At 68.5% G+C, this 25,514-nt stretch carries 24 protein-coding genes; 7 read left to right on the top strand and 17 right to left on the bottom strand.

Going from position 1 to position 25,514, the window contains the following annotated elements:
- Positions 1–90 precede the first annotated feature (90 nt).
- Positions 91–1,563, bottom strand: a complete 1,473-nt coding sequence (locus tag BAC01S_RS31535; RefSeq protein WP_043202513.1) for a TAXI family TRAP transporter solute-binding subunit — start codon at positions 1,561–1,563, stop codon at positions 91–93.
- Between the two features lie 276 nt (positions 1,564–1,839).
- Between BAC01S_RS31535 and BAC01S_RS16300 the strand changes: the two genes are divergently transcribed.
- The gene (locus BAC01S_RS16300) at positions 1,840–2,100 is read left to right on the top strand and encodes a hypothetical protein (protein ID WP_027795727.1); all 261 of its coding nucleotides are present in this window, start codon (positions 1,840–1,842) and stop codon (positions 2,098–2,100) included.
- A 34-nt stretch (positions 2,101–2,134) separates the two neighbouring features.
- On the opposite strand, the gene BAC01S_RS16295 is transcribed toward BAC01S_RS16300, so the two are convergent.
- Entirely contained in the window at positions 2,135–2,923 is a 789-nt protein-coding gene (locus BAC01S_RS16295; protein ID WP_027795726.1) for a sulfite exporter TauE/SafE family protein, read from the bottom strand.
- Between the two features lie 211 nt (positions 2,924–3,134).
- Between BAC01S_RS16295 and rarD the strand changes: the two genes are divergently transcribed.
- Together rarD and BAC01S_RS16285 are read left to right on the top strand one after the other, a co-directional pair.
- On the top strand, positions 3,135–4,022 hold the full coding sequence (gene rarD, locus BAC01S_RS16290) for an EamA family transporter RarD (protein ID WP_027795725.1): 888 nt from the start codon (positions 3,135–3,137) through the stop codon (positions 4,020–4,022).
- Positions 4,023–4,137: 115 nt separating this feature from the next.
- Positions 4,138–4,518 (top strand): DUF5594 family protein, encoded by a 381-nt coding sequence (locus BAC01S_RS16285; RefSeq protein WP_027795724.1) that lies wholly within the window; start codon positions 4,138–4,140, stop codon positions 4,516–4,518.
- Between the two features lie 79 nt (positions 4,519–4,597).
- On the opposite strand, the gene BAC01S_RS16280 is transcribed toward BAC01S_RS16285, so the two are convergent.
- Genes BAC01S_RS16280 through BAC01S_RS16260 form a run of 5 tightly spaced genes read right to left on the bottom strand, consistent with a single transcriptional unit; the run spans position 4,598 to position 8,310 of the window.
- Positions 4,598–5,434 carry a sulfite exporter TauE/SafE family protein gene (locus tag BAC01S_RS16280; RefSeq protein ID WP_027795723.1) on the bottom strand — a complete coding sequence of 279 codons (837 nt, stop codon included), beginning with the start codon at positions 5,432–5,434 and terminating at the stop codon, positions 4,598–4,600.
- A 22-nt stretch (positions 5,435–5,456) separates the two neighbouring features.
- Positions 5,457–7,088 (bottom strand): bifunctional protein tyrosine phosphatase family protein/NAD(P)/FAD-dependent oxidoreductase, encoded by a 1,632-nt coding sequence (locus tag BAC01S_RS16275; RefSeq protein WP_027795722.1) that lies wholly within the window; start codon positions 7,086–7,088, stop codon positions 5,457–5,459.
- A 16-nt stretch (positions 7,089–7,104) separates the two neighbouring features.
- A complete protein-coding gene (locus BAC01S_RS16270; RefSeq protein WP_027795721.1) occupies positions 7,105–7,536 on the bottom strand; it encodes a YeeE/YedE family protein in 432 nt (143 codons plus the stop codon).
- A 1-nt stretch (position 7,537) separates the two neighbouring features.
- Positions 7,538–7,978 (bottom strand): YeeE/YedE family protein, encoded by a 441-nt coding sequence (locus BAC01S_RS16265; protein ID WP_027795720.1) that lies wholly within the window; start codon positions 7,976–7,978, stop codon positions 7,538–7,540.
- Positions 7,975–8,310, bottom strand: a complete 336-nt coding sequence (locus BAC01S_RS16260) for an ArsR/SmtB family transcription factor (protein ID WP_027795719.1) — start codon at positions 8,308–8,310, stop codon at positions 7,975–7,977. Before BAC01S_RS16260 ends, BAC01S_RS16265 begins: the two co-directional genes overlap by 4 nt.
- Positions 8,311–8,419: 109 nt before the next feature.
- On the opposite strand from BAC01S_RS16260, the gene BAC01S_RS16255 reads away from it, so the two are divergent.
- The gene (locus BAC01S_RS16255) at positions 8,420–9,313 is read left to right on the top strand and encodes an MBL fold metallo-hydrolase (RefSeq protein ID WP_043202510.1); all 894 of its coding nucleotides are present in this window, start codon (positions 8,420–8,422) and stop codon (positions 9,311–9,313) included.
- Between the two features lie 81 nt (positions 9,314–9,394).
- Here BAC01S_RS16255 and BAC01S_RS16250 read toward each other — a convergent pair whose 3' ends face one another.
- From BAC01S_RS16250 to BAC01S_RS16240, 3 genes are all read right to left on the bottom strand, one after another.
- The gene (locus BAC01S_RS16250) at positions 9,395–9,850 is read right to left on the bottom strand and encodes a host attachment protein (protein ID WP_027795717.1); all 456 of its coding nucleotides are present in this window, start codon (positions 9,848–9,850) and stop codon (positions 9,395–9,397) included.
- Between the two features lie 319 nt (positions 9,851–10,169).
- On the bottom strand, positions 10,170–10,304 hold the full coding sequence (locus BAC01S_RS16245) for an entericidin A/B family lipoprotein (RefSeq protein WP_027795716.1): 135 nt from the start codon (positions 10,302–10,304) through the stop codon (positions 10,170–10,172).
- 170 nt (positions 10,305–10,474) lie between these two features.
- The gene (locus tag BAC01S_RS16240) at positions 10,475–11,581 is read right to left on the bottom strand and encodes an MraY family glycosyltransferase (protein WP_027795715.1); all 1,107 of its coding nucleotides are present in this window, start codon (positions 11,579–11,581) and stop codon (positions 10,475–10,477) included.
- 179 nt (positions 11,582–11,760) lie between these two features.
- On the opposite strand from BAC01S_RS16240, the gene BAC01S_RS31530 reads away from it, so the two are divergent.
- Positions 11,761–12,876, top strand: coding sequence for a PLP-dependent cysteine synthase family protein (locus BAC01S_RS31530; RefSeq protein ID WP_043202508.1), 1,116 nt, complete (start codon positions 11,761–11,763; stop codon positions 12,874–12,876).
- 22 nt (positions 12,877–12,898) lie between these two features.
- Here the strand turns inward: BAC01S_RS31530 and BAC01S_RS31525 are convergent, their stop codons facing one another.
- Positions 12,899–14,221, bottom strand: coding sequence for a glycoside hydrolase 5 family protein (locus tag BAC01S_RS31525; RefSeq protein ID WP_245616602.1), 1,323 nt, complete (start codon positions 14,219–14,221; stop codon positions 12,899–12,901).
- Between the two features lie 19 nt (positions 14,222–14,240).
- Positions 14,241–15,722: a flippase gene (locus tag BAC01S_RS31520; protein WP_084168615.1), complete on the bottom strand. Its 1,482-nt coding sequence runs from the start codon at positions 15,720–15,722 to the stop codon at positions 14,241–14,243.
- Between the two features lie 187 nt (positions 15,723–15,909).
- On the opposite strand from BAC01S_RS31520, the gene BAC01S_RS31515 reads away from it, so the two are divergent.
- Positions 15,910–17,718, top strand: coding sequence for an alpha/beta hydrolase (locus BAC01S_RS31515; protein WP_043202537.1), 1,809 nt, complete (start codon positions 15,910–15,912; stop codon positions 17,716–17,718).
- A 46-nt stretch (positions 17,719–17,764) separates the two neighbouring features.
- On the opposite strand, the gene BAC01S_RS31510 is transcribed toward BAC01S_RS31515, so the two are convergent.
- The 5 genes from BAC01S_RS31510 to BAC01S_RS16195 all read right to left on the bottom strand — a co-directional run bounded on the left by BAC01S_RS31510 (position 17,765) and on the right by BAC01S_RS16195 (position 23,895).
- Positions 17,765–20,281, bottom strand: a complete 2,517-nt coding sequence (locus BAC01S_RS31510; protein ID WP_043202535.1) for a glycoside hydrolase family 2 protein — start codon at positions 20,279–20,281, stop codon at positions 17,765–17,767.
- Between the two features lie 72 nt (positions 20,282–20,353).
- Positions 20,354–21,343: a DUF1839 family protein gene (locus BAC01S_RS31505; RefSeq protein WP_043202506.1), complete on the bottom strand. Its 990-nt coding sequence runs from the start codon at positions 21,341–21,343 to the stop codon at positions 20,354–20,356.
- Complete coding sequence (locus BAC01S_RS16205) at positions 21,340–22,371, bottom strand: amino acid--[acyl-carrier-protein] ligase (protein WP_027795714.1); 1,032 nt, start codon at positions 22,369–22,371, stop codon at positions 21,340–21,342. Before BAC01S_RS16205 ends, BAC01S_RS31505 begins: the two co-directional genes overlap by 4 nt.
- 1 nt (position 22,372) lies before the next feature.
- Positions 22,373–23,647, bottom strand: a complete 1,275-nt coding sequence (locus BAC01S_RS16200) for an acyl-CoA dehydrogenase family protein (RefSeq protein ID WP_027795713.1) — start codon at positions 23,645–23,647, stop codon at positions 22,373–22,375.
- The gene (locus BAC01S_RS16195; RefSeq protein WP_027795712.1) at positions 23,644–23,895 is read right to left on the bottom strand and encodes an acyl carrier protein; all 252 of its coding nucleotides are present in this window, start codon (positions 23,893–23,895) and stop codon (positions 23,644–23,646) included. Before BAC01S_RS16195 ends, BAC01S_RS16200 begins: the two co-directional genes overlap by 4 nt.
- A 373-nt stretch (positions 23,896–24,268) precedes the next feature.
- Here BAC01S_RS16195 and BAC01S_RS16190 point away from each other — a divergent pair, with 373 nt between their 5' ends.
- Positions 24,269–25,084 (top strand): class I SAM-dependent methyltransferase, encoded by an 816-nt coding sequence (locus BAC01S_RS16190; RefSeq protein WP_027795711.1) that lies wholly within the window; start codon positions 24,269–24,271, stop codon positions 25,082–25,084.
- Positions 25,085–25,514: the final 430 nt, after the last annotated feature.

The following is a 25,514-nucleotide window of genomic DNA, read 5'->3' as shown; positions in this document are numbered from 1 at the left end:
CGCGGTCCGTCGTTTCGGTTTCGTTATGGGTTGCGATGTTGCGCGCTGCATCACGATCTTGCGTGCCCGCGGCCAAGCGCGCTATCGGTGTCATTCCGGGCGGGCCGCGTCAGGTCGCGCCGTGTCCTGTCCCTCTTGGGCCGTCTCGTCGGCCGTGCCGCGCTCCGCCATGTCGTCGCTGTCATCGCCGTTGTCGGCGTCGGCCGCGCGCTCTCCGTGCTGGCGCGCCGCGATATGCGAGAGGCGCGAGCGCACGAAGCCGATGTGCTCGCGCAGCACGTAGAACTGTTCCGCATAGGCGAGCGGCATCTTCATGCCGTTGACCGACTCCTCGATCGTGTCGAGCTGGCGCACGAGCGCGCGGCGCTCGGCGGGCGAGGTGTCCGCCATCGAGGCGCGTTCGAGCGCGATCAGCGCGCCGTACCAGCGGTAGATCCGCGATTTCACCCGCCACGCATACAGCGACGGCACGAGGCGCAGCCCCGGGATCAGCACGACGATGATCGGCACGAGCAGGACGATCAGCCGGTCGGCGAGGCTCGCGAGCCAGAACGGCAGCACGCGGTAGAGGAAGCTCTTGCCCGACTTGTAGTAGCGCGCGGCGTCGTCGCTGATCGGGAAGTCCTGGGCGCGCGGCGCGGGGAATTCGCCGGCGTTCTGCAGGAGCGTGGCGCGCCCGTGCACCTGCTTGGCCGCTTCGATCAGCAGGTCGGAGAGCGCTGGATGCAGCGAGTCGCGCGCGACCAGCTCGGCGGTCGGCGCCACCATGTACATGGGTTTCGGCGGCAGGTTGTGGCCGAAATCGAAGGCGCCCATCGGGATCGTGACCGCCGTGAGGTAGGGGAAGCGGCGCGTGTAGGCGGCGGCCTGGGTGAAGTCGAAGAAGCGCACGCCGGGCATGCGCAACAGGCGCCCCATCACCGGCGGCTGCGCAGAGTCGCCCGAGAGGAACGCCGCGTCGACCTTGCCTTCCACGAGCGCGCGCGCCGCGTCGTCGCCCGAGAGCGGCAGCAGCTGCGTGGCGCCGCCCGGCTCGATGCCGTTCGCCTTCAGCAGGGCCAGCGCCAGCTCGCGCGCGCCGCTGCCCTGCGCGCCGATGGCGAGCCGCTCGCCTTCGAACTGCGAGAGGCGCGTGGCCGCGGGCCCGTGATAGAACACGGCGAGCGGCACATACGCGACGCTGCCGAGCGAAACGAGCCCGTCGGGCACCTTGCTTGCGAGGCCGTCCTGCACGAATGCCACGTCGACGCCGGATTTGGGGTCGGCGAGTCGCAGGAGGTTCTGCACCGAGCCTTCCGACTCGAGCACGTTCAGCGTGATGCCGTTGCGCGCGAGGATGGCCTTGTACTTCTGCGCCGCGTTCCAGAACGTGCTGCCCCTGGGGCCGGTGCTTATCGTGAGCGTGCTGGGCGGCGCGGGCTGGATGAGCCGCACCGCGAGCCAGATGGCGGCGGCGCTCACGAGCAGGATCGGCCCGAACGAGACTGCCAGGTCGCGCCACGAAATCGCCACGAAGCGCGCGACGAGACGGGGGGCAGATTTGCGGCCGGTGGGAGACTTCATCGGGGGAGTGCGGGCCTCGGGTTCCGTGGAGTGATTGGGGGATGTCGTCAGCCTGCGCCTCGGGGGCGTCTATCGGATGTCGAAGCGACGCCGGCGGCACGCCAGGCGCCGGATCTGTCCGCCGATGGTACATGAGATTCGGCGATGCGGCGCTTTCAGGCGGGGGGCGGCCGGCGCACGTCGAGTGTGGCCTGACACACAGGCATCGTCAAAAACAGCGTATACCGTAAGTGCAGGAACCCGGGGCCGCGTGCGGCCTCATTGCAGGACACTGCCATGACTATCCACACTTACACCGATCTCCCGCTCGTCGATCGCGCCGCCTTCGAACTCGCATGCGCGCGCCACGGCTTCGCGCCGATCCACTTCGATGTCAGCGGCGCGGCCGACCCGGACGATCCCGCTCACGGCGATCTCGTGATCGTGCGGCGCGGCGCCTGGGCCCAGGCGTATCGCATCGACGCGCGCGGGCAATGGCTGCGCCAGTTCGAGGCCGATCTGAACGGCCGCTTCTTCCAGTTCGCGCCGCACGCCTGAGCGGCGGCGTGCCCGGACGCGCCGGGCGAACGCCCTAGGCCAGCACGAGCCGCACGCCCACGAGCGTGAGCGTCGCGGCCAGCAGGATGCGCAGAAGGCGTTCCGGCGCGCGCGACGAGAGCAGGCTGCCGAGCGCGATGCCGGGCAGCGACCCGCACAGCAGCGAAAGCAGCATCGGCCAGTTGATCGAGCCGAGCAGCCAGTGGCCCGCGCCGGCCAGCAGGGTGAGCGGCACGGCGTGCGCGACGTCGGAGCCGACGATGCGCACGGTCGGCAGCGTCGGATAGAGCAGGAGCAGCACGGTCACGCCGATCGCGCCCGCTCCCACCGAGGTGAGCGACACCAGCACGCCCAGCACCGCTCCCGTGAGCATGGTGAGCGCCAGCGTGCCGGCCTCGCCCGGCGCGCGGCGATGGCGCGCGGCGAAGGCGGCGAGCTGCGGCCGGAAGATCAGGGCGACGGCCGTGATCAGGAGCGCGGCGCCCAGCACGGCCTGGATCAGATGGCCGGCGCGGGGCGTGTCCATGCCATAGCGATGCAGCAGGATCAGCGTGACCGTGGCCGCGGGCACGCTGCCGGCCGCGAGGCGCAGCGTCACGCGCCAGTCCACCGAACCCTTGAGCCCGTGAACCAGCGTGCCCGCCGACTTGGTTGCGGCGGCGTACAGCAGGTCCGTGCCCACGGCCGTGGCCGGGTGGACCTTGAACAGCAGCACGAGGATGGGGGTCATCAGCGAGCCGCCGCCCACGCCGGTCAGGCCGACCAGGAACCCGACACACAGGCCGGACAGCGAATACAGCAGATCGATATGAGGTAGATGCATCGCGGTCAGGGCAGGTTCGGGGCCGGTTCAGGGTACGTGGCCGACATGACGGACGGCTGACTGCCCGGGGCGCACCGTAAGCGGCGCGTCAGGCTGGACAGCGGCAAAGCCCGGCGGCGAAAATCCGCTATTGTCGCAAAACCGGCGATCCGGCGCAGGCGGCCCCAATTTTGTCAGGTATTGCCTCGCGCGCGCCACTCCACGGACAACCATGAATCCCGGCATTCCCTACGCTTTTTTCGCCTTCGTGATATGGGGCCTCTTTCCCGTCTACTTCAAGACGCTGCACCAGATTCCCGTCCTCGAGATGCTGGCGCACCGCATGGCCTGGTCGCTCGTCTTCGTGCTCGCCGTGCTCCTCGTGCGGCACCACTGGCGCTGGCTCGGTCCGGTGCTGCGCAACCGGCGCCTCGTCGGCCGTTTCGCGGCCAGCGCCGTGCTGCTCTCGGCGAACTGGGGCATCTACATCTGGGCCGTGAACGCCGGGCATATCGTCGAAGCGAGCCTTGGCTATTTCATCAATCCGCTTATCAACGTGCTGTTCGGCTATGCGTTTCTCGGCGAGCGGCTGCGGCCGTTGCAGTGGTGCGCCGTGGCCGTGGCCGCGGCGGGCGTTGTGTGGCTGACCTGGCAGAACGGCGCGCCGCCTTGGATCAGCCTCGCGCTCGCGCTCACCTTCGGCGGCTATGGGCTCTTGCGCAAGACCGCGCAACTCGGCGCGCTCGAGGGGCTCACGCTGGAGACGCTGCTGCTCTTTCCCGTGGCGATCGTCTATCTCGCGATGCTGAGCCTTGCCGGCGCGAGCCACTTCGGCCACGCGCCGCTGCCGCTCCAGCTGCTGCTCGCCTGCGCCGGGCCCGTGACGGCGATTCCCTTGCTGCTGTTCGGCGCGGCGGCGCGGCGCATTCCGCTCTCGACGCTGGGCCTCGTTCAGTACGTCACGCCCACGCTGCAACTGCTGACCGGCGTGTTCGTCTATCACGAGTCGTTCGGCACGGTACGCGCAATGGGCTACGGTGCGATCTGGATCGCGCTTGCGCTCTACTCGTTCGAGGGGGTGCGCAATACCGTGTCGGTCCGCGAGGCGAGCCGGGTGTAGCGCTGGTCCGCGTCCGCCGCACGCGGTAGGATGGTTCCGGATTGCGCGCCGCCTGGGGAGATGCACGCTGGCGCAAACCCGACGATACGCGGAGAGACAGAGGAGTGAGACACGCATGAGCATCGAGGCCGCCCATCGCTTCGAGGAAGCGTTCGCGCCGCGCATCGCGGCGCAGCTGGCAAGTCAGTTCGGCCCGGCCGTGCATGTGGAAGTCGTGCCTCGCGAGGGGCACGGGCATCCCACGCGCGTGCGCCTCGTTGGCGCGGCGAGCGAATACCGGCATCCGTATGTGTACCCGCTCAACGTGTCGCTCACGTGGGACGTCGACGAGATCGAGCGGCTGATGGAGCCGGGCGGCGAGGCGCGTTTCGAGCACTATCTGGCGGCGATGGCGCGCAAGCTGGCGTCGTGGGAAACGGCGCGTCCCGTTGATTTCGCCTCGCGCACTCAGGGCGAGCCGGAGGTGCTGCTCGGCGGTCTCGACTTCGAGGGTTGAACTGCGAGGGCTGAACTGCGAGGGCTGAACTGCGAGGGCTGAACTGCGAGGGCTGAACTGCGAGGGCCGATGCAGCGCCTTAAAACCCGCCCATGACCCGCATGGCGAGCACGGCCTTCACGGCCATGCCGATCGCCACGCAGCCCGCAAACGCCGCGAACGACTGCTGCAAGCGCGCGCCGCTCACGTGATGCGCGACGCCGCGCCCGCCCAGCATGCCCGCGAGCGCGCCGGCGGCGAACGGCAATGCCTCGGGCCAGAGCATGTGTCCCGACACCGCCGAAGCGGCCACGCCCACCGACGATACGAGCGCGATCACGGCGAGCGAAGTGGCGACGATGCCCCGCATGGGGATATCGGAGGCGCGCCTGAGCGCGGGCACGATGACGAAGCCGCCGCCCACGCCAAGGAGTCCTGAGAGAAACCCGGACAGCACGCCCGAGAGGGCGAGCGAGCGCGCGCACGGCGCGGTCCAGTCGAGCTTGCCGCGTTCGGCGTTCAGGCGGCACGGCAGGTTCGACGGCGCGAGCTCGGGCCCGCCGTGGGTCGCGCCGCTCTTCTGGCGGAACATGCGCACGGCGACCAGTGCCAGCACGCACGCGAACACGAGCGTGAGCGGCGCATCAGGCACGCGGTGCGCGACCCACAACCCGAGCGGCGAGACCAGCGCGCCGCAAGCCGCCATCAGCGCGGCGGCCCTGTAGCGCACCTGCCCCTCGCGCAGCGCGAGCAGCGCGCCAAGTCCCGCCGAGAGACCGACCGCGAGCAGCCCGATCGGCGCGGCCTGCGCCACTTCGAGCCCGAGTCCGAACACGAGCAGCGGCACGGCGAGGATCGCGCCGCCCGCGCCGGTCAACGCGAGGATGACCCCGACGATGGAACCGAGCGCGGCGCTGACGAGCATGGCGGTGGGCATGGTGTGGCTCCCCGGCGTTCGATCAGCTCTGCGAAGCGCGCGTGAACCACTCGCGGCCCTTGAGCATGCCCCACCAGTAGAAGCTCGGCAGCACCGTTGCCTTGAGGAACCACATGAGGCGGCGCGGGCGCGTGGGGTCGAGCGGGAAGGTGGGCAGCAGCTTGCCGCCATAGCCGAACTCGGCGAGCACGACCTTGCCGCGCTCGACCGTGAGCGGGCACGAGCCGTAGCCGTCGTAGCGGTAGGCAAGCGGCTTGCCGGCGCGCGCGGCCAGCAGGTTCTCGGCGACGATCACGGCCTGCTTGCGCGCGGCCGCGCCGGTTTTCGCGTTGGGCGCGGAACAGACGTCGCCGAGCGAGAACACGTTCGGGTAGCGCGGATGCTGCAGCGTCGCGTGGTCGACTTCGCACCAGCCGGCTTCGTCCGCAAGCTGGCTGTCGCGGATGAAGTCGGGCGCCACCTGCGGCGGCACGACGTGAAGCATGTCGAAGCGCTTCTGCTCGCGCGCGACCTTGCCTTCGGCATCTTTCGTTTCGAACGTGGCGGTGCGCGACGGCCCGTCGACTGCGACGAGATTCGAAGAGAACGCGAGGTTCGCGTTGTAGCGCTTCACGTATTCCATCAGCGGCGGCACGAAGGTCGCGACGCCGAACAGCACGGCGCCCGCGAGATCGAACTCGACCTTGATCTTCGAGAGCACGCCGCGCTTGCGCCAGTGATCGCACGACAGGTACATCGCTTTTTGCGGCGCGCCCGCGCACTTGATCGGCATGGCCGGCTGCGTGAAGAGCGCCGTGCCGGCCTGCATCTGCTGCACGAGCTGCCATGTGTAGGGCGCGAGGTCGTAGCGGTAGTTCGAGGTGACGCCGTGCTTGCCGAGCGTCGCTTCGAGGCCCTCGATGCGCTCCCATGCGAGCCGCAGGCCGGATGCCACGATCAGGTCGCGATACGCGATGGCTTCGCCGTTGTTCAGGCGCACGACGTTGTTGTGCGGCTCGACGCGCGCGGCCGCCGCGCGGATCCACTTCACGCCGGCGGGAATCACGCTCGCCGTCGCCCGGCGCGTTTTCTCCGCGTCGAAGGCGCCGCCGCCCACCAGCGTCCAGGCCGGCTGATAGAAGTGCTCGTCGCTTGGCTCGACGATCGCGATCTTCAGATCGCGCTGGCGGCGCAGCAGGCTCGACGTCACGGTGATGCCCGCGAGACCGCCGCCGATCACGACGATATCCCAGACCACGCCGTTCGAGCCGCCTGCCTCGTCCCATTCGCAGGCGGGCGCCGCGGGCGAGGCGGGCTCCGCCTGCGGCGCCTGTGCAAGCGCCGGCGAGTTCGCGAGCTGATAGAGGCTCATCGCGCGGTTGCCGCTGCGGCAGTAGGCGAGCACCGGGCCGGGCATGTCGTCGAGCAGCTGCGCGAAACGGCGGGCGTCATCGGCGGTGATCTGGCCGGGCTTCACGGGCAGATACGCGAACTGCAGGCCGAGCTGCGCGGCGGCGCCACGGATGTCCTGCGAGGCGGGCTGGGCCGCGCCGCCTTCGCCGTCGGGACGGTTGCAGATGATCGAGCGATAGCCCGCCCCCGCAATGGCGGGAAGATCGTCGGGCGAGATCTGGTCGGCGCTGGCGAAGCGTTCGTCGAGCGGGACGATTTGCATGGGGGAAGACTCCTGATCAAGGATGGCCGGGCTGGCTGCGGCGGCGTTCGAGGACGGTGTAGAGCGCCATGCCGGCGAGCATGGCGGCGACGAAGAGCCAGGCGCGCGGCTGGCCGCTGCCCGCGCTCACGAGCGCAGGGCCGGGGCAGAAGCCCGCGAGCCCCCAGCCCACGCCGAATACGAGACTGCCGGCCACGAGCCGCGCGTCGACGCGGCGGGCCGTGGGCAATTGCATCGGTGCGCCGAGGACGCTCGTGCCGCGCGTGCGGGAGAGACGAAAGCCGACGGCGGCCAGTGCGACGGCGCCGGCCATGACAAACGCGAGCGACGGATCCCAGCGGCCGGCCAGGTCGAGGAAGCCCAGCACCTTGGCGGGGTTGGCCATGCCCGAAAGAATCAGGCCGATGCCGAACACGAGGCCGCAGACAAACGCGTTGACGATCCGCATATCAGGCTCCGGCAAGGTGCCGCGCCACGTAGACCGTGGCGAAACCGGCCGCCATGAAGGCGCCGGTGGCGACGAAGGACCGCAGCGAGCCGCGCGCGATGCCGCAGACGCCGTGACCGCTCGTGCAGCCCGAGGCGTAGCGCGTGCCGATGCCGACGAAGAGGCCGGCGCAGACGAGCGTGGCAGGCGAGGCGGCGATGACGGGGGCAGGGAGGGGCGCGGCGATGCGCCACAGCCAGGGCGCGGCGAGGAGGCCCGCCAGAAAGGCAAGACGCCAGGCGCGCTCCCCGCGCGAGGTGCCGAAGATGCCGCCCACGATGCCGCTGATCCCCGCCACGCGCCCGTTGCCGAGCACGAAGAGCGCGGCGGCCGCGCCGATCAGGAGGCCGCCCGCGAGCGAGGCAAGCGGCGTGAAGTGCGCGAGATCGATGGAGGGGCTCACGCCGGCCTCGCTTTGAGGCGGCCGCAGTAGAGGCTCGAGAGCGTTTGCATGACCTGGATGACTTCGTGGCTCGCGAGGCTGTAGTAGATGTACTTGCCTTCGCGGCGCGTGGCCACGAGCCCCTCTTCGCGCAGCACGCCGAGGTGCTGCGAAAGACTCGGCTGATGCACGCCGACCAGTTCCTCCAGCTCGCCGACGTTGCGCTCGCCTTCGGTGAGCTGGCACAGCAGCAGCAGGCGGTCTTCATGCGCGAGCGCCTTGAGCAGCGCGCAGCATTTTTCGGCGGATTCGCGCAGGGCGGCGAGGGCTTCGGGAGTGAGCGGCGAGTTCATTTGTCGCACCAGTCGGTGGGGTTGCCATCAGTCAATTTATTGACAAACATTATATGCATTAATAATATGTACTTCAATAGATAAACAGGCGCGCCGCCTGGAGCCCAGCATGTCCGCCCATACCCCCGTCTCCCCCAACGTTTCGTCTGCGATCGTCGAGCCGTTCTTCGATCCCGTCACCGCCACCGTGACCTATGTCGTCCATACGGGGCGCGGTTCGGCGTGCGCGATCGTCGACCCGGTGCTCGACTACGACCCGAAGTCGGGCCGCACCTCCACGGAGTCGGCGGACCGCGTGATCGCGTTCGTGCGCGAGTACGGCCTCACGGTGCAATGGCTGCTCGAAACCCACGCGCATGCCGACCACCTTTCCTCCGCGCCGTATCTGAAGTCGCAACTGGGCGGGCGCATTGCCATCGGCGAGCACATCCGCTCGGTGCAGGGCGTGTTCGGCAAGGTGTTCAACATTGGCGCGGCCGTGAACGGCGACGGCAGCGAGTTCGATCATCTCTTCAAGGACGGCGAGACCTTCGAAGTCGGGCCGCTCGCGGCGCGTGCGCTGCACGTACCGGGCCACACCCCCGCCGATCTCGCCTACCAGATCGGCGACGCGGTGTTCGTGGGCGACACGATGTTCATGCCCGACGTCGGCTCCGCGCGCTGCGATTTCCCCGGCGGAGACGCGCATACGCTCTACCGTTCGGCGCACCGTTTGCTCGACCTGCCCGGCGAAACGCGCCTCTTCATGTGTCACGACTACCCGCCCGGCTCGCGCGGGCCGCGCTTTCACACCACCGTGGCCGAGCAGCGGCGCGAGAACATCCACCTGCACGACGGCGTGAGCGAAGAAGCCTTCGTCGCCATGCGCACCGCGCGCGACCGCACGCTGGCAATGCCGAACCTGATCCTGCCTTCGATCCAGGTGAACATCCGCGCGGGCCGCATGCCCGAGCCGGAGGACAACGGCGTGCGCTATCTGAAGATTCCGCTCGACGCGCTCTGAGGTGCGGCGGCGAGCGCACGGCCCGCCTCCGGGTGTGCGCTCCCTCCGGCGCGCTTGCGCCAGGGCAGTCGGCGCGTGTGCCTACGTCGGCACGCGCACCAGCCGCTCGGGCAGATGCGCGCGCAACGCCCGCGCGTCGAGGTGCGCCAGGTCCTTGTCGAGCTCCAGCGTGACGACGCTTTGCGTCCGCGTATCGAGGGCCTTGCGCAACGCGCCGAGAAACGCCGGCGGCGCCGTGATGACCAGCGTGCCGTAGCGGTCCTCGGTCCGCGCCTTCGCGAGCGCCGTGGCGATCTGCGCGGCGAACAGCGTGGCTTCACGCTCGTGCTGGGTGGTGTCGGGGTCGGTGGCGTGGCGGCCGGGACCGGCGCGGTCGTAAGTGCGGCCGGGTTTGTCGCTCACGAGGCTTTGCTCCTGCACGCGCCCTTCGGGATGCAGCAGCGTCTCGACCTCGTCGATGGCGCCAAGCGGGCTTTCGGCGGCGAAAATGCGTGCGGTCACGCGGTTGGCGACGACAATCCAGATCGTTTTCGACATGTTTCCCTCCCGGGTCAGGCTCAGGGCCCCGGCGACGCGTCGCGGCGTGGCGCAGGCCTGGCCGGAGCGGTGAGCGAAGATGTGCGGCGCGAACGTCTAGGGTAGCGCGATCACCGCGAGGGCGTGCGGCCAGGTGTACGTGGCGCGCGTGCGTGGGTTCGGGAGAGGAAGCGGTGCGGCCCAAGGCGGCTGGCGCCGCCGGATGAACCGGCGGGCGCCAGCCGCGGGGCCGCGAATGGCGTGCTGTCGGGCGTGCTGTCAGGCGTTCAGGCAGGACGTTGAGGCAGGACGTTGACGCGGCGTGTTGCGGCAGGCCGGGCTACTTGGCCTTGTCCGCCTCGTTCGTGATGGCCTGGCCGCCCTTCGAGATGTCCTCGCCGGCGCCAGCGATGGTGTTGCACGCGGCCAGCGTGACGGCGAAGAGTGCAAGGGCAACGGCAAGGTAACGGCTCATGTCGGCTCTCCTTTTGATGAAATCCCCAGAGACGGTGCGGCGCGCAAGACAGGTCACACTGCGGGCCGCCCGCGGCAGGCGGGCGCGCGGCTTGCTGCGGGCGCCGGTTGCTGAAAGGATTGTACGCGTGCGGCGAGCCGCGTGCCGGGTTCGGGGCCTGTCCCCGGGGCTCAGGTGCGCCGGTGGGTTTTGCGCACCACGAGCCACTTCGGCGAGCGAAAGCGCACGATGCTCACGTAGAGCCACACGTAGGTCAGCGCGAACACCACCACGAAGCAGAACAAATGCAGCGTGTGGCGCCAGAACAGCGTGGCGGGAATCACCGCGATCAGGCACAGCAGCCAGAGATAGGGCGAGGTGAGCGAATTGCGGCGCGTGAGCTCGCGTGCCGTGCGGGCGCCCACGGCCCAGCGCATGAGCCGCTTGTACACGAGCATGTGCAGGTGCACGCCGTCGGGGATGCCCGGCGACATGCCGCGCACGAACTTCTTCCGGTAGATCGAGAAGCAGGTCTCGAAGATCGGGTACATGAAGAGCAGCACCGGATACCACGCCGAAACGTCGCGATTGCGCATCACGAGCAGGATGGCCAGTTCGGCGAGCATGAAGCCGATGAAGTACGCGCCGCCGTCGCCGAGAAAGATCAGCCCGGCGGGGAAATTCCAGATGAAGAAGCCCATCACGGCGCCCATCATGATGAGCGACGCCGAGAGCACCACCGCGTCGTGCACCTGGAAGGCGACGTAGGCGAGCGAGGCGAACATCATGAACGCGACCATCGAGGCGAGGCCGTTGAAGCCGTCGATGATGTTGATCGCGTTCGCGAGGGCCGCTACTGCCAGCACGGTGATGACGCACGAAATCGCCGCATACGAGAGCAGGAAATCGAGCGGCGGCACGCTGATGCGCGTAACGGCGATGCCGAGGATGAAGTACGCGAGCGCTGCCGCCGCCATCGTGCAAAGGAGCCGCGCGAGCGGCGAGACGCGCTTGGTGAGGTCCTCGACGAGACCGGAGGCGAACGCCGGGATGCCGCACGCGACAATGCCGAGAATGCCGCCCGAGACGGCCGGCCAGGCGTGATGGAGCTGCGCGGCCGCGACGACGAGGCCGGCCAGGATCCCCGTGCCGCCAATGCGCGGGACGGGTCTCGCATGGAATTTCTGCACGCCCGCGAGATCGGAGTCCACGGAGAACCGCTCATGCAGATGCGCGTAGCGCACGATCAGCAGCGTGACCAGTAAGGAAACGAGAAAACCGAGCGCAAAACTAAGCATGAAAGCGGCACGAGAGGTGTGGATGCGGGATTATACAAAGCCGGCGCGGCAGGCTTTGCGGCAGTCTGCCGTAACGTTGCGCGGCCTTGTGCCATGATGGCGGCGCGGCACGCCGCGTACCTACCCGGCGCGCCGGTGTTGTTCCGGTTTCCTGTCACGTTGCCGAGCCGAGGTCCGCCATGCCCCATTCCGCCTGGGTCCGCGAAGCGATCCGCAAGATCGAAGCCGATTTCAACCGTTCCGCCGACACCCACCTGATTCCGCTCGACCTGCCGGGCTACCCGGACTTGCGCTTCTACTTCAAGGACGAGTCGAGCCACCCGACCGGCAGCCTCAAGCACCGGCTCGCGCGCTCGCTCTTTCTCTACGCGCTGTGCAACGGCTGGCTCGACGAAACGAGCACGGTGGTCGAGGCGTCGAGCGGATCGACGGCGATTTCCGAGGCCTATTTTGCGCGGCTCCTCGGCCTGCCGTTCGTCGCGGTGATTCCGGCCAGCACCTCGCGCATGAAGATCGCGGAGATCGAGTTCTACGGCGGACGCTGCCATCTCGTCGCGAAAGCTTCGGAGATTTACGCCGAATCGCATCGCATCGCGCGCGAACTGGGCGGCCACTTCATGGACCAGTTCACCTACGCCGAGCGCGCGACCGACTGGCGCGCGAACAACAACATCGCCGAATCGATCTTCAAGCAGATGGCCGCGGAAGAGCATCCGGTGCCGGCGTGGCTCGTGTCGAGCGGCGGCACGGGCGGCACGATCGCGACGCTCGGCCGCTACGTGGCCTACCGGCGGCACCCGACGCGCGTGCTGTGCGCCGACCCCGAGAACTCGGTGTTCTTCGATTACTTCAAAAGCGTGCTGGCGGGACAGCCCGACGACAGCCTCACGCTCGACGTCGGCTCGCGCATCGAAGGGATTGGCCGGCCGCGCGTGGAGCGCTCGTTCATTCCCACGTGCATCGACGCGATGGTGAAGGTGCCCGACGCGCTTTCGTTCGCGGCGATGCGCTATCTGGCCGCGCGGCTTGGCCGGCGCGTGGGCGGGTCGACGGGGACCAATTTCGTCGGTGTGCTGCTGCTTGCCGAGAGGATGAAGGCGCAGGGCGAGACGGGGGCGATCGTGAGCCTGCTGTGCGATAGCGGGGAGCGGTATCGGACTACTTACTATGACGACGGCTGGTATGCGGCGCAGGGGATTGCGATTGGGGAGGCGGATGCGGTGATTGCGCGGGCGGTGGGTGGGGAGGCGGTGTTCGCACAAGGGGCAGCGGCAGCGAGTACTGCCGGGTTCTGAGCCAGGTCAGCGCGCGGGCGCTTCAGGCGGGTTCCGCGCCGGCGGGTGTCACGTCGATCAGGACCGGATGGTCGGGCACTTCGACGACGAGCCGGCGCAGGTTGCGATGGCGCGCGAGCGGGGTGCCCGATACGGTCGGATCGTAAAGCGTAACCTCGCCCACCGTCTCGCCGAAGTCGACCTCCACCTTTGCGGGCGGATTCGAAACGGGTGTACCGGTGGCGCGGTTCCAGATCGGCACCTCGTTCCACAGCGCCAGTACGACGTCACCGTTCGTCTTTTGCAGCAGCAAGCCGTTGCCCGACACCGGCAGCCCCGCGAGCGTAACGGCCGGCACCTCGCGGGGCGAGGCCTTGTCCGCGCTCGCGCGCCGGATGCGCAGGATCGATGTGAGGTTGTGAATCGCAGCGGCAACCGGCTTCGGGCTGTTGTCGTTGCGAAAGAGCCCGAAGTGCATCTCGCTGCTCTTGTTCTGCGGATCGGGCTTTTCGTCGAGGAGCTCGTAGACGTAGGTGCGTACCACGCCCGCCGCGGCAGCGTCGAAGTAGCCGTTGAGCACGCCTTTGGCCTGGGTCGGCTCGTCCACGCCAAGCATGTACCAGCCGGCCTGAGGCATCGAGAAGTAGCCGAACTCGGTGATGACAATCGGGAGTGCGAATTTCTTCAGGCCGTCGATGGACCAGGCCAACCATTTGTCGTGGTTCGGGTTGGATGCCGGCTGCTCGCCGTTCTGCGGATAAAAGTGTGCGTTGGCGAAATCGGCGGCGCCCGAGCGTGTGGCGACCGGCTTGATGTCGTATCCCGTGAGGTCGTAGACCGTCACGCCCGCGAGCGCCGGATCGTCCTTGACGTGCCGGTAGATCGCCGTCTGCGCGGCGAGGCCCGCCGCGTCGCCCTTCAGGCCGTCGTACTGGGCCGGGAAGTTGTCGATTTCGTTGAAGCCTTCCACCGCGGCGACGCTGCCGGGCGCGGCGGCGTTGAATCGGTCCACTTGCCGCAGTGATATGTCCAGGTCGTGCCGCGCGAGGTAATCGAAGCGGATGCCCTGCTTCGCCAGATCCAGGTACGTTTCGAATGGCGCCGAGCCGTCGGGCGTACTGTCGCGCACGTGATGCACGCCCAGCCATGCGAGATCGTCGGCCACGTTGCGTGCGTTCGCGTATGCACCGTCGCGATAGCCGAGGTGGAGGTTCACGCCGAGCGAATCGAGAAACGTGTCGGCGCGCATGGCCCGCAGGCCGGGTTCGGCATGCGCGAGCGGGGCGGAGCCCGATGCCGCGAGAGCCAGCAGCAGCGCACCAGTGACGGTGCAAGCGCCGCGTGCGAGTACGTTGGCCTTTTTCATCGACGGGCTCCGCACGGGCTCACTGACCTTGAGCCCACCGCCGCGTGGCATTGCGCATGGAGGCGAACAGGCTCGCCACGCGCGCGCACGCGGCCGGCTCCGTGCGCGCGGTCCAGACGAGTGCGACGCCGGTCAAACCCGCCCACAGCGCGATGTTCGGCCAGGTGAGCGGCGCGAAAACCAGCGTCGCGACGTAGGCGGCGAGAACGATCAGCGCGGGTGTGAACAGCATCCGTGCCGGGCGCGAGTCGAAGCGCGCCGCGCCGAAGAGGAGGGCGCTGTCGAGCGCCGCCCGCGCGCTCCAGGCCAGCGCGGCGCCGATCACGCCAAACGTGTGCAGGGCCCACCAGAGCATGAGGAAGAACGGCACGACCTCGTAGGCCTGAAAGCGCGCGACGATGCCCGGCCGACCCGTCGCCTGCAGATGGCAGGCGGCGATCGAGGCGAGCGCGTTGATCCAGATGCCGACGAGAATCGTCTCCCCGACGGAGTTGGCGCGTTGCGCGAATTCCTGTCCGACCCAGAGTGCGAGGAAGGGGTGCATGAGGAACATGCCGAAGACGGTCATGGGCGTAAGCGCGGCTGCCACGCCGCGGATGGCGGTGCCCGACAGATCGGCGGCGCTTTTCCCGCCGAGCGCCGACAGGCGCGGAAAGAGTGCCTTCGTGACGACCCCGGGAAAGAGCCGCACGCGGCCCGCGAGATTGAACGGCACCTGGTAGTACGTGACGGCCTGGGGGCCGAGCGCGTGGCCGATCATGAGGCGATCGGCCGTTTCGAGCAGCGGCTGGGCGAGCGTGGTGACGCTGATCCAGGCACCATACGAGAGCAGCTTGCCGGCAAACTCGCGGCGCGGCGCGGCGGCGAAGCGCAGCGGAAACGTGCGCCAGACGACGGCGAAGGTGAGCACGAGCGAGGCGATGCCGGCGATCATCGTCGCCAGAACGAGGTAGCGCAGGCTGGGCCCGAAAACGAGCGCCGCGCCGAGCGGCACGAGCTGGTACATGAGCGTCACGGGAAGCTGCACGGCGTTGAGCGTGCCGAAACGCTCGCGCCCGGTCAGCGCGCCGTTGAGGACGCTGATCAGGTTCGAGAGCGGCACGAGGCATGCCACACACGGCAGCGCGGGCTGCAGTTCGGCGCGCAGTGCGGGCCCCATGTCGAAGCAGGCGAAGAGCAGGTGCATGAGCGCGAAGAGCACGAGGCCGCCCGCCACGCCAAGCGCGGCGTTCAGGATCAACGCGGTCCACAGCACCGATTCGCGATACGCGGCCGTCATGTTGCCAAGCTGCGCGATGCGATTGGACGTGGCCGAGGAGAGCCCGAGGTCGAGAAAGCCGAAGTAGCCCTGGATCATCCAGACGATGGCCAGCACGCCGTAGCGCGCCGCGCCGATGTGCTCGAGATAGATCGGCGTGGTCGCGAGCGCGACGAGCATCGGCACGACGCTGCTGACGAGGTTCAACGAGGCGTTGCGTCTGATACTGGATTGGGCGGTCATGGCGCGATGCAGGGCGGGCGGATTCGGCGGCGCCGCGTCTCGCCTCGGTGAAATGGTGTCCCGCCCATTCTGGACTCGGGTATGCGCACGCGTTTGTGCGAAGGCGCACGGATGCGGTGGACGCGCAAGCTTAAATTTGCCTTACACGATGTTGATGTTCGGCAAGATTTCCGAGGGGGACATTTCGATGGAACCTGTCGTCTTCGACGGCTGTTTTGGCTGGTTGCATCCCGCCACGGGGCCGCTTGGGGTGGTGCTGTGCAATCCGTTCGGCTATGACGCGCTCTGCACGCATCGCGGCTGGCGCAAGCTTGCGGAACGGCTCGCGGCCGCGGGCATGCCGGCGCTGCGCTTCGACTATCCGGGCACCGGCGACTCGACGGGCGCGGAGGACGATCCGGGCCTCGTCGACGCCTGGCTCGACAGCATCGGCTGCGCCGTGCGCCATCTGCGTGAGCGGACCGGCGTGGAGCGTGTCGCGCTCGTGGGCTTGCGGCTCGGGGCCCTGCTTGCCGCGTTCGCGGCCGAGCGCGGCGGCGTAGACGCGCTTGTCATGCTCGCGCCGCCGGCGACGGGACGGCGCTACATCCGCGAACTGCGCGCCCATCGGCAGAGCTGGCTCAGCACGTCGGCGGGCATGGGCGCCGTGCCGATTACCGACGACGATGCCTACGTCGAAGCGTTTGGCTTCGGCTTGCACGGCGGCGATATCGCGCGCCTTGGCGAACTCGACCTTTGCCGGGGCACGCGTGCGCCGGCGCGCCGCGTGCTGCTGCTCGACTCGAGCGCGCCGGCCCTCACCGTTGCGCTTGCGCAGCACTACGAGTCGAACGGCGTCGCAGTCGATCTGGGAGGTTTTGAGGAGTCCGATCAGTTCTTTCTGGAGGCCCTTTACAGCGCCGAGCCCGTCGAGGCGTTCGCGCGCGTGCATGCCTGGCTGCTGCAGGAGCCGGGCACCCCGCCGATCCCGCCGCCGCGCTCTCCGGCCGGGCTCGAAGCGGCCGGCGAGCTGCGGCTGCCGGGTCGTCGCGCGATCGAGCGGCCCGTGGTGCTGGGTCAGTGTTTCGGCATCTATTGCGAGCCCGAGGATGCGCGCGCCAACGCGCCCGCCGTCTTGTTCGTCAATACGGGAGCCGCTCATCACATTGGCGACGGACGTATTGCCGTCCTGCTCGCGCGCCGTCTGGCGGCGCGTGGCGTGGCGTCCCTGCGCATGGATCTGGGCGGCCTTGGCGACGCCGTTCCGGCCGCCGACGCCATCACGCTCGATTTTCTGTACTCCGATGCGTTGCGCGACGATGCCGCTCGCGGGGCGGACTGGCTCGCAGCACGCGGGCACGCGCGCATCGCGGCATTCGGCGTGTGCGGCGGCGCGTTCGTGAGCCTGCACGTGAGCACGGTGCATCCGAACGTGGTTGCCGCGTTCGGCGTCAATCTGCAGAAGTTCATCTGGGACGGCGCGGCGCGCTCGCCCGGCGAGCAGAGCGTCGTGTCGTCGCGCACGTACTGGCATTCGTTCTTCAGCGCGGAAAAGTGGCGCCGCGCATTGCGCGGCAGAACCGCCAGTTCGCCGCTGCAGATCGCGCGCGTACTCGCGCATCGCGTGGCGCGGCGTATTCGGATCGCCGTGGCCGATCGCGTCGAGCGCAGGACGGGCTGGCCCGTCGCGGCCAACGAAGCGCGCTCTTTGCTGCGCGACGTGCAGGAGAAGAACGTGAGCCTGCGCCTCGTCTACGGCGCTTACGACACGGGCCTCGAAGAGGCGCGGCTGCAGCTTGGCGCCTCGCTTGGCGCGCTGCGCGGCCTGCCTGGCGTGCGCGCGATCATCCTGCCCGCCCTCGACCATGCGCTTTTCACGCGCGAGGCCCGGGATGCCGTGATCGCCGACTTCGAAGCCTGGCTGTTCGGCGAGGTGTCGCGCGAGGCGGCGCCTGTGCCTGCGCCGGCTTGCGGCGTTGCCCGCAGCGGTGCTTTCGCGACGTCGACATCGGCCTGAGCGGGAGGGCGGTGGCACGTTGCGCGCCGCCCGCCCAGTCGCGCGATCAACGATAGAAGACCGGCGCAACGGCGTTGATCGCCCGCACCTCGCCGTCGGGCGCCGCATCCCTCGCGTGATCGGCGAGCGGCACGAGCGGCACCGTCACCGGCCGGTTCGGCGGCAGGTGAAACCAGTCCCGGGCGGCGCGATAGTGCGCGTCGGCAATGTGGACGTAACGCGCAAAGCGCCTGGCTTCGAGCGTGAGCATCCAGCCGTCACCGCTCTTCTGCGGCGTCGCCGCGATGCCGAGATCGTGACGTTCGAGCACGCGCCGCTCGGGCAGGTGACAAGCCTCGGACCAGATGTGGCCGCTCGCGGCGTCGCGCAGCGTGGCGATCGTTACCTCGTGCGTGCGCGGGCCGAAGCGGTAAGCGTGCGTGAAATCGAAGAAGCGCCCGAGCAGGTCCGCGCAAGCGATGCGCTGCACGCTGCGCGGCGCGAGTTCGACGGCGCGCGTGCCCGAGACGACGCTCACGGCGCCGTCGCGCAGGCAGACGAGGTCGAGCTGCAACGAGAGCGCATCGGCCGTATCGTTGACCAGATGCACGTCGAGCCCGTCGAGCCCCTCGTCCGTGATGAGCACCTGCACCGGCTGCAGTATTTGCGCCAGCGCGTGCCAGGCGCTCTTGGGGCGGCCGAGAGCGTCGATCACGCCCCAGCCCGCGCCCGCGCGCAGATCCTGGAGCTGCCAGACGAGCCCGCCGCCGCACGACGAGCCCTGGCGCCGCCACTCGGAAAAGACTTCGGTCATCAGCTCGGCCACGACCGCGCGCGAAAGGTCGAGGTAGCGCTGCGGATCTTCGTAGCGCACCTGCGACGGTTCCACACCGTAGAGCGTGCGCACGTAATGGTCGCGCACGTCGTCGAAATCCCAGCCCGCGCCGGGGTCGCGCGGCACGGCGGCTTTCCAGCGCGGATCGTGGGCGTGCAGGGTGCCGGGTCCGTCGTGCAGCGTCGCGTCGTCGGGAACATTGGCGAAGGCGAGACACTCGGAGGCGAAGCGCACCTGCGCGCGGCGCGCGTCGTCGAGGGGGCGCAGGTATGCGCTCACGCCGTAGTAGTGCGTGACGCCCGTGCGCGTGGAAAACGGCCAGGTGCCGCCCGACGGGGAGTTCGTGACGTAGGGCACGTCCGGCCGCTCGCGCGCCGCGATGCCCGGCAGTTGCCGCGTGAAGAGCGCCTGCTCGCGCATCTCGGGCGGCAGGCCGAACATGGCGCCCTGCTGGTCCGCCTCGCTGCCGCCGCATAGCACGGCGAGCGCGGCGTAGCGGCGCGTGCGCGCGAGAAACTGCGTGGCTTCGCTCTCGACGGCGGCGACGAAGGCCTCGTCGGTCGGGTAGTCGAAGTTCGCGAAGGCAAAGTCCTGCCAGACGAGCAGACCCTGTTCGTCGGCGAGACGATAGAAGTCGTCCGACTCGTAGACCATCGTGCCGCCCACGCGGATCATGTTCAGCCCCGCGTCGCGAGCGAGCGCGAAGGTGTGCGCAAGCTGCGCGCGCGTGCCGGCCAGCGTCACGAGATCGGCGTTCGTCCAGCATGCGCCGCGGCAAAATACCGGCACGCCGTTGATGCGCAGCGCGAAGCCGGCGCCGTCCGCGCCGCGATCGACTTCGATCGTGCGGAATCCCACGTTGCCGAGGGCAATCGGCGTCGTGTCCAGACGCAGCTCGACGGCGTGCCGTGCCGGCGCGCCATGCGTGTGCGGCCACCAGCGCTCGGCGCGCGGCACGCGCACGCTGCCGCACAGCGTGCAGGCGTCGGTCCACGCGAGCGGGGCTTGCGCGTCGGCGCAGCGAAGCGTGGCGGACGTGTTCGCATCATGCGGATGGACGAAGCGCAGGACGATCTCCACCACGCCGTCTTCGCCCTCGACGGAGGGGCGCAGGTCGAGCGTGCGAATCGCGTGCGGCGTATCGGCGAGCAGCTCGACCGGCCGCCAGGGGCCTACCGCATGAAGCGGCGCACACCAGCCCGGCATGTGCCCGAGCAGCGTGGCGCGCACGTTGCGTAAAGCGGGCGGGTCGACGAGCCGCGGGCGCCAGCGCGCACGCGTGCGGCGCGCGGCGAGCGACGGCGCGAGCGAGCGGAAGCAGAGCGCGAGCACCGCAGTGCCGTCCAGGTCGATTTCGACATCGTGCGCGATGAACATTGATTCGGAGGCGAGCAGCAGCCGGTCGTCGAGCCATACCTCGGCCAGCGTCGCGAGGCCGTTCAGGCGCAGCGTGTGCCGGCCGTGACCTGCGAGCGTGAGGCGGTACCAGTGGTCGTCCCGTTCGAACTCCGGCGGCCGCTCGAGGTCGAGCCGCCCGGCCGCGCGCAGCGCCGAGGCGAGCGTGCCCGGCACCGGCGCGTTCAGCCAGCCCGCGGCGGGCAGTTCGGCCGGCCGGGCGCAGGCGCTCGCCGGTGTCGAGACACATTGCCAGCCTTGCGAGAGCCGGCGCGGCCACACGCTGTCGGCCGGCGCGCAGCCGTCCTCGGCGCCGCCGGGTTCGGGGCCGTGCCCGGCGCAGTCGTTGCTCAGATGGCGCACGCCGGCTCTCCTCTCTCCCGTTCGCCTCGGGCGCTCGCGGGGGCGCGGCGCCAGCCGGCTTTTTTACGCCATGTGCCGGGCGAGCGGCGGGAGCGTGTTTTCGTAGGCGGCTTCGAGCACGTCGAAGCAGTCGTCGCAGGTATCGCGCCGGCCGCGCGCCATCGCGCGCACGAGACGGAACTGCATCACCATGGCTTCCGACGCGATCTTTTGTGCCGACACCGCGATCGATTCCGGCACGTCGATGCCTTGGGCATTCAGCCAGCCCAGATACTTCGAGAGAAATTCGAAGTTCGCGCCGAGCTGCCGCATCAGATTGAACGAGTACGGATGGAAGAAGCGCTCTCCGCGTTCGAGCAGCATATCGAGCTGCGCCGGAAAGTGGGCGCGCCATTCGGTAACGGGATTGCGCGGCGGCCGGCGCAGCAGATGACCGCGCAGGAGCTGCACGGAACCCTGCGCGAGTGCGCTGCCCGCGAGCGGCGGCCGTACCGGCTTGGCGAATTCGACGTAGGGAAACAGCAGATCGGCCTGCCCCTGGAACTGCGGCAGCCTGCGGAACACGCCGTCGTAGTCCTCGCCTTCGAGCGTGTGGTAGCCCGTATTGTGGAAGTACCCGAGGCGGCGCAACGGCGGATCGATGAAGTCGATACCGACGGTGGTTTTCGGATGCTCGCGCTTATAGGAAGTCGCTCGCGTGTTCGGCAGATAGTAGCCGTCCACTTCGACGAGCACCGTGTTGCCGCGTTGTGTCTGCGCCCGGACGCGATCTTCGAGCGAGTCGTAGATCGCGAGCTCCTGTACCTGCGTGCCGTAGAGCTTTTCGATGTCTTCCAGCGGGAACTTGAAGAACGTGAACTGATCGCCCTCGAAGTCCTGCGTGACCGTGAAGGCGAGCGCCGCGCGCGGATCGAAGCCCATGCCGTGCAGCAGCTCGATCCACAGGTCGACGTAGCAGTTCGTCTCCTGCCATACCCGGTCGCCCTGGTGCAGCGCGTGCGAGACGTGCTCGCGCGCGCCGGCCGGGCTCAACGATTCGGTCGGCACGCTCATGCGCCCGACTCCTTGAGGGCTTTGGCAATGCGCCCTCCGGTATCGCCCCACAGGAGCGCGCGCACGTCGTCGGGCCACGCGCTGACGTCGAGACCGTGGTGACGCAGCAGCGCGAGCGTGATGCGCTCCATGCCGAAGCCGACGCAGGCGGTATGCGCGGTCGAGCCGTCTTCGCACGCGATCTTCCAGATGCCGCCGAAGTGATCCATGTGATAGTTGAACGACAGGCACGCCGTCTTGCCGTCCGCGTTCGCTACCGGAATCAGCAACTCGAACTTCAGCGCCTGGGCGCGCTGGCTGTCCGCGACGATCTTGCCGCCGCGGCCGAAGAACGGGTCGTTGGCGAGATCGACGTCTACCGGCAGCCCAAGGAGGGAAATCAGCAGCGAGCCGCGGTCGATCCACATCTGGCGAAACGCCATGACCTGTTCCGCGTTGCCGAGACGCACGTATTCGCGCTGGCGGAACATCTGCATGCGCGCGGGGTCGAGCGAGGGCTCGTGGCGAAAGCAGTACGAGAGCACGTCGACGGTGCGGCCCTGTGCGGGCAGAGGCCCGCGCCGCGCCATGACCGGATAGATCGGATAGCAGGCAGCCGGCGTGAGCACGAGGCGCGTGGGCTTTTGCTGCTCCATCCATTGCGTGTCGCGGTCGTCGCCGCTTTCTTTCATCGCGTCGTCGAGACAGCGCAGAAGGCGCATTTGTCCGGCTTCGTTGCCGCAGAACGAATGGATCGTGCCCGCCAGTTGCGGAAAGTTCTTCAGGTACTCGCTGTCCTCGAAGTCCGTGCGGCGCATGGCCGGCGGAAATCTCAGCACTTCGGGCGACTGGTCGGCTCCGAGGTGAGTGATGGCCGCGTTCAGCCGGTCCACCACGTCCTCGAAAATCTGGCTGCGGCCGTACAAGCCGTTTTCGCCCGTGTCGATGAGGAGGCCCTTTGCGAGCAACTCGTCGCGAAAGCTCGGTGCGGCATCGGCGCCGGCCTGGGTCGCGGCCTGCAGCGCCGCCGTGTCGGTCATGGTGTTCATGTCAGGCTCTCCCCGGGCCCGTGGGCCGCTGTGCGAGCAGCAGGCTTGCGGTGTTTTGCGCGATGCGGTCGTTGTTGATCATCAGCGGCGCCGAGTGCAGGTCGCGCAGGTGGCGTCCCACGCTGTACTCGGTGCCGTTCTTGTAGCCGGCCATGCCGCAGATCATCAGCACTTCCTGCACGACGTCCAGCGCCGTGGACGAGATGCTCGTCTTGAGCGTATTCATGTCCGACGCAAAGTTGAGCATGGCCGAGAGCGGCGCGTCGGAGCCGGCGCCGGCCGCGCGAGCGCGATGGGCTGCGCGCGCCGCGTCGAGCGCGACGGCGAGGCGCGCCTGCATCATCTGCAGGAGTCCTACGGCTGTGGCGAGACGCATGCCGGCCGGGGGCACCGAGCCCGGCTTCGCGCGCGCCTGGGCGCGGAAGAACGCTTTCGCGCGGTTCACGGCGTCGCTCGCCACGCCGGTCCAGACCGCGGCCCAGAGCGTGTGCGAGACGGGCAGCATGGTCTGGTCGGCGATGTCCGCGAACGGCGTCGGCAGGATCTGTTCGGCAACCCCGCCGGCGACGAGCCGAAAGCCTTCGCTGCAGGTGCCGCGCATGCCCATTGCGTCCCACGTGCCGCGCTTGTCGAGCTCGAGGTCGCCGAGCAGCGTGACGATCAGCACCTGGTCCGACGCCGGCGATTCGGCGGTGCGGCGCGCGGTCACCAGAATGCCGTCTGCGTGGGCGCCGTAGGAGATCGTGGGCGCCATCTTCTCGATGCGGAAGCGGCCGTCGTTCACCTCGACGGCGCAGGCGCTCGTGCGCATGCTGCCGCCGATGTTCTCTTCCGACGTGGCGGAGGCGAGCAGCCACTGCTGCTCCACTAGCCGGGTGAGAACGTGCTGCTGCCAGGGCACGGCGCTTCCGTGCTGCGCGATGCAGGCTACCTGGATCTGGTGCATCGCGTAGATCATCGCGGTCGAGGCGCAGCCGTGCGCGAGCGTCTCGCAGACGGTCGCGACGTCGGCGAGCGAGAGCCCCGCGCCGCCGAAACGTTCGGGCACCATCGCGGAGAGCAGGCGCTCGGCCTTCAAGGCGTCGAACGCTTCCACGGGAAAGCGCGCTTCGCGATCGACGTGATCCGCATGCTGCGCGGCGATCTGCGCGACGCGCTGCGCGGCGGCGAGCCACTCGGCCTCGGGTGCGCGAGCGGGCGGGACCACGGCGCCGGCCGTTTCGGTAAGTGCGCGCCGTTCGTGTTCGACGGCCTGTTCGGTGAGCGGGGCGTTCATGCCGCCGCCTTTGCCTGCTGCAGTTCGGCGACCGCGGCGGCGAGCGAGTCGATGCTCGAAAAGAGGCGCCGCGTCAGCATGCGGTCGGGAATCTCGATGTCGAACTCATCTTCGATGGCGAGCATGAGATGCACCGTTGCCAGTGAAGAGAGGCCTGCGGCGTAGAGGTCGGCGTCGTCGGCGAGCGTGTCGGCGGGCACGTCGAGACGGGCGGATTCGGAAAGGATGCGTCGCAGTGCTGTTTTCATGGAGCGGTGCCCCCTCTGGCTGAATGGCGTGGGAATCGGCGGGCGGATGCCCTGAAGGCGGCCGTCGCGTCCGGTACGGGTATTTAACGAATGGTCACGAAGCTGCGTCGGTGCGCCAGCGCACTCATGCGTGAGGCGGCTTGCGCGCAACGCCGGATGGGGCCGTCCAGACGCGGGCGGCGGGCTGCGGCGTTTGCATGAAGGATGCCCCGCTTTCGCAGAAGCGTTTGTGCGCGCCCGTACAGTCGCCGCCTGGCGGCTTTGTTCAAATGGTTGCGCAGCCCTTCCTGGCCCGCTCGCCGGTTCCGTCATTCGGACTCCTGTTGCACGAACGAGCGTTGAACCGTGGTTTCCATTCCACTGGAGTTATGCGATGGATATGCAGCTTCCGCTCGATCAGGTCAACCGGCGCGCGTGGACGACGAGAGACGCTCTTCACGAATTCACGCGCGGCAAGAAGTGGACGGATGCCGGCGAGCAAGCCGCGTTCGCATGGATTGCACGCGAGTGTCACGGCCAGCCGCTGCTCGATATCGGCATCGGCGCCGGGCGCACGATTCCGCTGATGATGGAAATTTCGTCGAACTACACGGGCATCGACTACACGGCGAGCCTCCTTGATCAGGCGCGCAAGTCGTTTCCGGGCCTGGATCTGCGGCATATGGATGCGCGTGACATGGCCGCGTTGCCTTCGGATCACTACGCACTCACGGCGTTCAGCTGGAACGGCATCGATTGCGTCGACTACGAGGACCGCGAGCGCATTCTCGAGGAAATGTACCGGGTGACGCGGCCCGGCGGTCTCGTGCTCTTCTCGACGCACAACCGCGGCGGTCCCGGCTTCGACGAGCGCCCGCGGCAACTGCTGCCGCGCTTTTCGATCAATCCGCTGCGTTTTGGCTGGCGCGTGCTGCGCGCGGCGCGGCTACTGCCGTTCGCGCTCTACAACTATCGGCGCCATCTGCCGCTGCATCGCGATTACGACGGTTATTCGATTCGCACGGCTGCGGCGCATATGTTCGGCATCGTGATTGTCTATACCACGCTGCCTGAACAGCGTCGTCAGCTCAATGCGCTTGGTTTCGATGTTGACGCGGTGTTTGGTAGTTGCGATGGGCAGCTTATTGCGCCCGAGGCGCGGACGAGCGATGCCTGGTGGCTGCATTTTGTTGCTCGGAAGCCGCGTTGAGTGGGGGGTGGTTTTTGGTTGTTTTGGTGTTTTCTTGTTTTCGTGTCGGTATGCCAGGGTTGCCCCTGTGCGGGGCGGCACCTACTTTCTTTGCCGCGGCAAAGAAAGTAGGCAAAGAAAGCCGCTCACACCGCCAGTGTGACGCCCACCACCACTCGCCCACTTTGGTAGTGGTTCCGGAGCGTCTGTCATCACTCGCCGTCCAACGGAGTGACAAAGCACTCATCCTTCCGGCGGCGCTACGCCGCCGAAGGGCATAACCCAAACCAGCGGTATGCACACCGAAACGCCTGGCAGCAAGACCGGTTTCCCTTGCAGACCTGTCTGCGGTGCGCGTAGCGCGCAGCAGGAAGAATGAGCCCTTTGTCACTAACGTGAAGGGTGCGAGGCGACAGACGCTCCGGAACCACTACCAGTGTGGGCGCGTGGT

It is taken from the genome of Paraburkholderia acidipaludis NBRC 101816, from assembly GCF_000684975.1.
Lineage (GTDB): Bacteria > Pseudomonadota > Gammaproteobacteria > Burkholderiales > Burkholderiaceae > Paraburkholderia > Paraburkholderia acidipaludis.
This window is presented reverse-complemented; position numbering and strand designations above follow the sequence as displayed.

Excerpts from the sequence above, each read along its gene's own strand:
- BAC01S_RS31535 (WP_043202513.1), bottom strand. The coding sequence starts at position 1,563 with ATGAAGTCTCCCACCGGCCGCAAATCTGCCCCCCGTCTCGTCGCGCGC.
- BAC01S_RS16300 (WP_027795727.1), top strand. The coding sequence starts at position 1,840 with ATGACTATCCACACTTACACCGATCTCCCGCTCGTCGATCGCGCCGCC.
- BAC01S_RS16295 (WP_027795726.1), bottom strand. The coding sequence starts at position 2,923 with ATGCATCTACCTCATATCGATCTGCTGTATTCGCTGTCCGGCCTGTGT.
- rarD (WP_027795725.1), top strand. The coding sequence starts at position 3,135 with ATGAATCCCGGCATTCCCTACGCTTTTTTCGCCTTCGTGATATGGGGC.
- BAC01S_RS16285 (WP_027795724.1), top strand. The coding sequence starts at position 4,138 with ATGAGCATCGAGGCCGCCCATCGCTTCGAGGAAGCGTTCGCGCCGCGC.
- BAC01S_RS16280 (WP_027795723.1), bottom strand. The coding sequence starts at position 5,434 with ATGCCCACCGCCATGCTCGTCAGCGCCGCGCTCGGTTCCATCGTCGGG.
- BAC01S_RS16275 (WP_027795722.1), bottom strand. The coding sequence starts at position 7,088 with ATGCAAATCGTCCCGCTCGACGAACGCTTCGCCAGCGCCGACCAGATC.
- BAC01S_RS16270 (WP_027795721.1), bottom strand. The coding sequence starts at position 7,536 with ATGCGGATCGTCAACGCGTTTGTCTGCGGCCTCGTGTTCGGCATCGGC.
- BAC01S_RS16260 (WP_027795719.1), bottom strand. The coding sequence starts at position 8,310 with ATGAACTCGCCGCTCACTCCCGAAGCCCTCGCCGCCCTGCGCGAATCC.
- BAC01S_RS16255 (WP_043202510.1), top strand. The coding sequence starts at position 8,420 with ATGTCCGCCCATACCCCCGTCTCCCCCAACGTTTCGTCTGCGATCGTC.
- BAC01S_RS16250 (WP_027795717.1), bottom strand. The coding sequence starts at position 9,850 with ATGTCGAAAACGATCTGGATTGTCGTCGCCAACCGCGTGACCGCACGC.
- BAC01S_RS16245 (WP_027795716.1), bottom strand. The coding sequence starts at position 10,304 with ATGAGCCGTTACCTTGCCGTTGCCCTTGCACTCTTCGCCGTCACGCTG.
- BAC01S_RS16240 (WP_027795715.1), bottom strand. The coding sequence starts at position 11,581 with ATGCTTAGTTTTGCGCTCGGTTTTCTCGTTTCCTTACTGGTCACGCTG.
- BAC01S_RS31530 (WP_043202508.1), top strand. The coding sequence starts at position 11,761 with ATGCCCCATTCCGCCTGGGTCCGCGAAGCGATCCGCAAGATCGAAGCC.
- BAC01S_RS31525 (WP_245616602.1), bottom strand. The coding sequence starts at position 14,221 with ATGAAAAAGGCCAACGTACTCGCACGCGGCGCTTGCACCGTCACTGGT.
- BAC01S_RS31520 (WP_084168615.1), bottom strand. The coding sequence starts at position 15,722 with ATGACCGCCCAATCCAGTATCAGACGCAACGCCTCGTTGAACCTCGTC.
- BAC01S_RS31515 (WP_043202537.1), top strand. The coding sequence starts at position 15,910 with ATGGAACCTGTCGTCTTCGACGGCTGTTTTGGCTGGTTGCATCCCGCC.
- BAC01S_RS31505 (WP_043202506.1), bottom strand. The coding sequence starts at position 21,343 with ATGAGCGTGCCGACCGAATCGTTGAGCCCGGCCGGCGCGCGCGAGCAC.
- BAC01S_RS16205 (WP_027795714.1), bottom strand. The coding sequence starts at position 22,371 with ATGAACACCATGACCGACACGGCGGCGCTGCAGGCCGCGACCCAGGCC.
- BAC01S_RS16200 (WP_027795713.1), bottom strand. The coding sequence starts at position 23,647 with ATGAACGCCCCGCTCACCGAACAGGCCGTCGAACACGAACGGCGCGCA.
- BAC01S_RS16195 (WP_027795712.1), bottom strand. The coding sequence starts at position 23,895 with ATGAAAACAGCACTGCGACGCATCCTTTCCGAATCCGCCCGTCTCGAC.
- BAC01S_RS16190 (WP_027795711.1), top strand. The coding sequence starts at position 24,269 with ATGGATATGCAGCTTCCGCTCGATCAGGTCAACCGGCGCGCGTGGACG.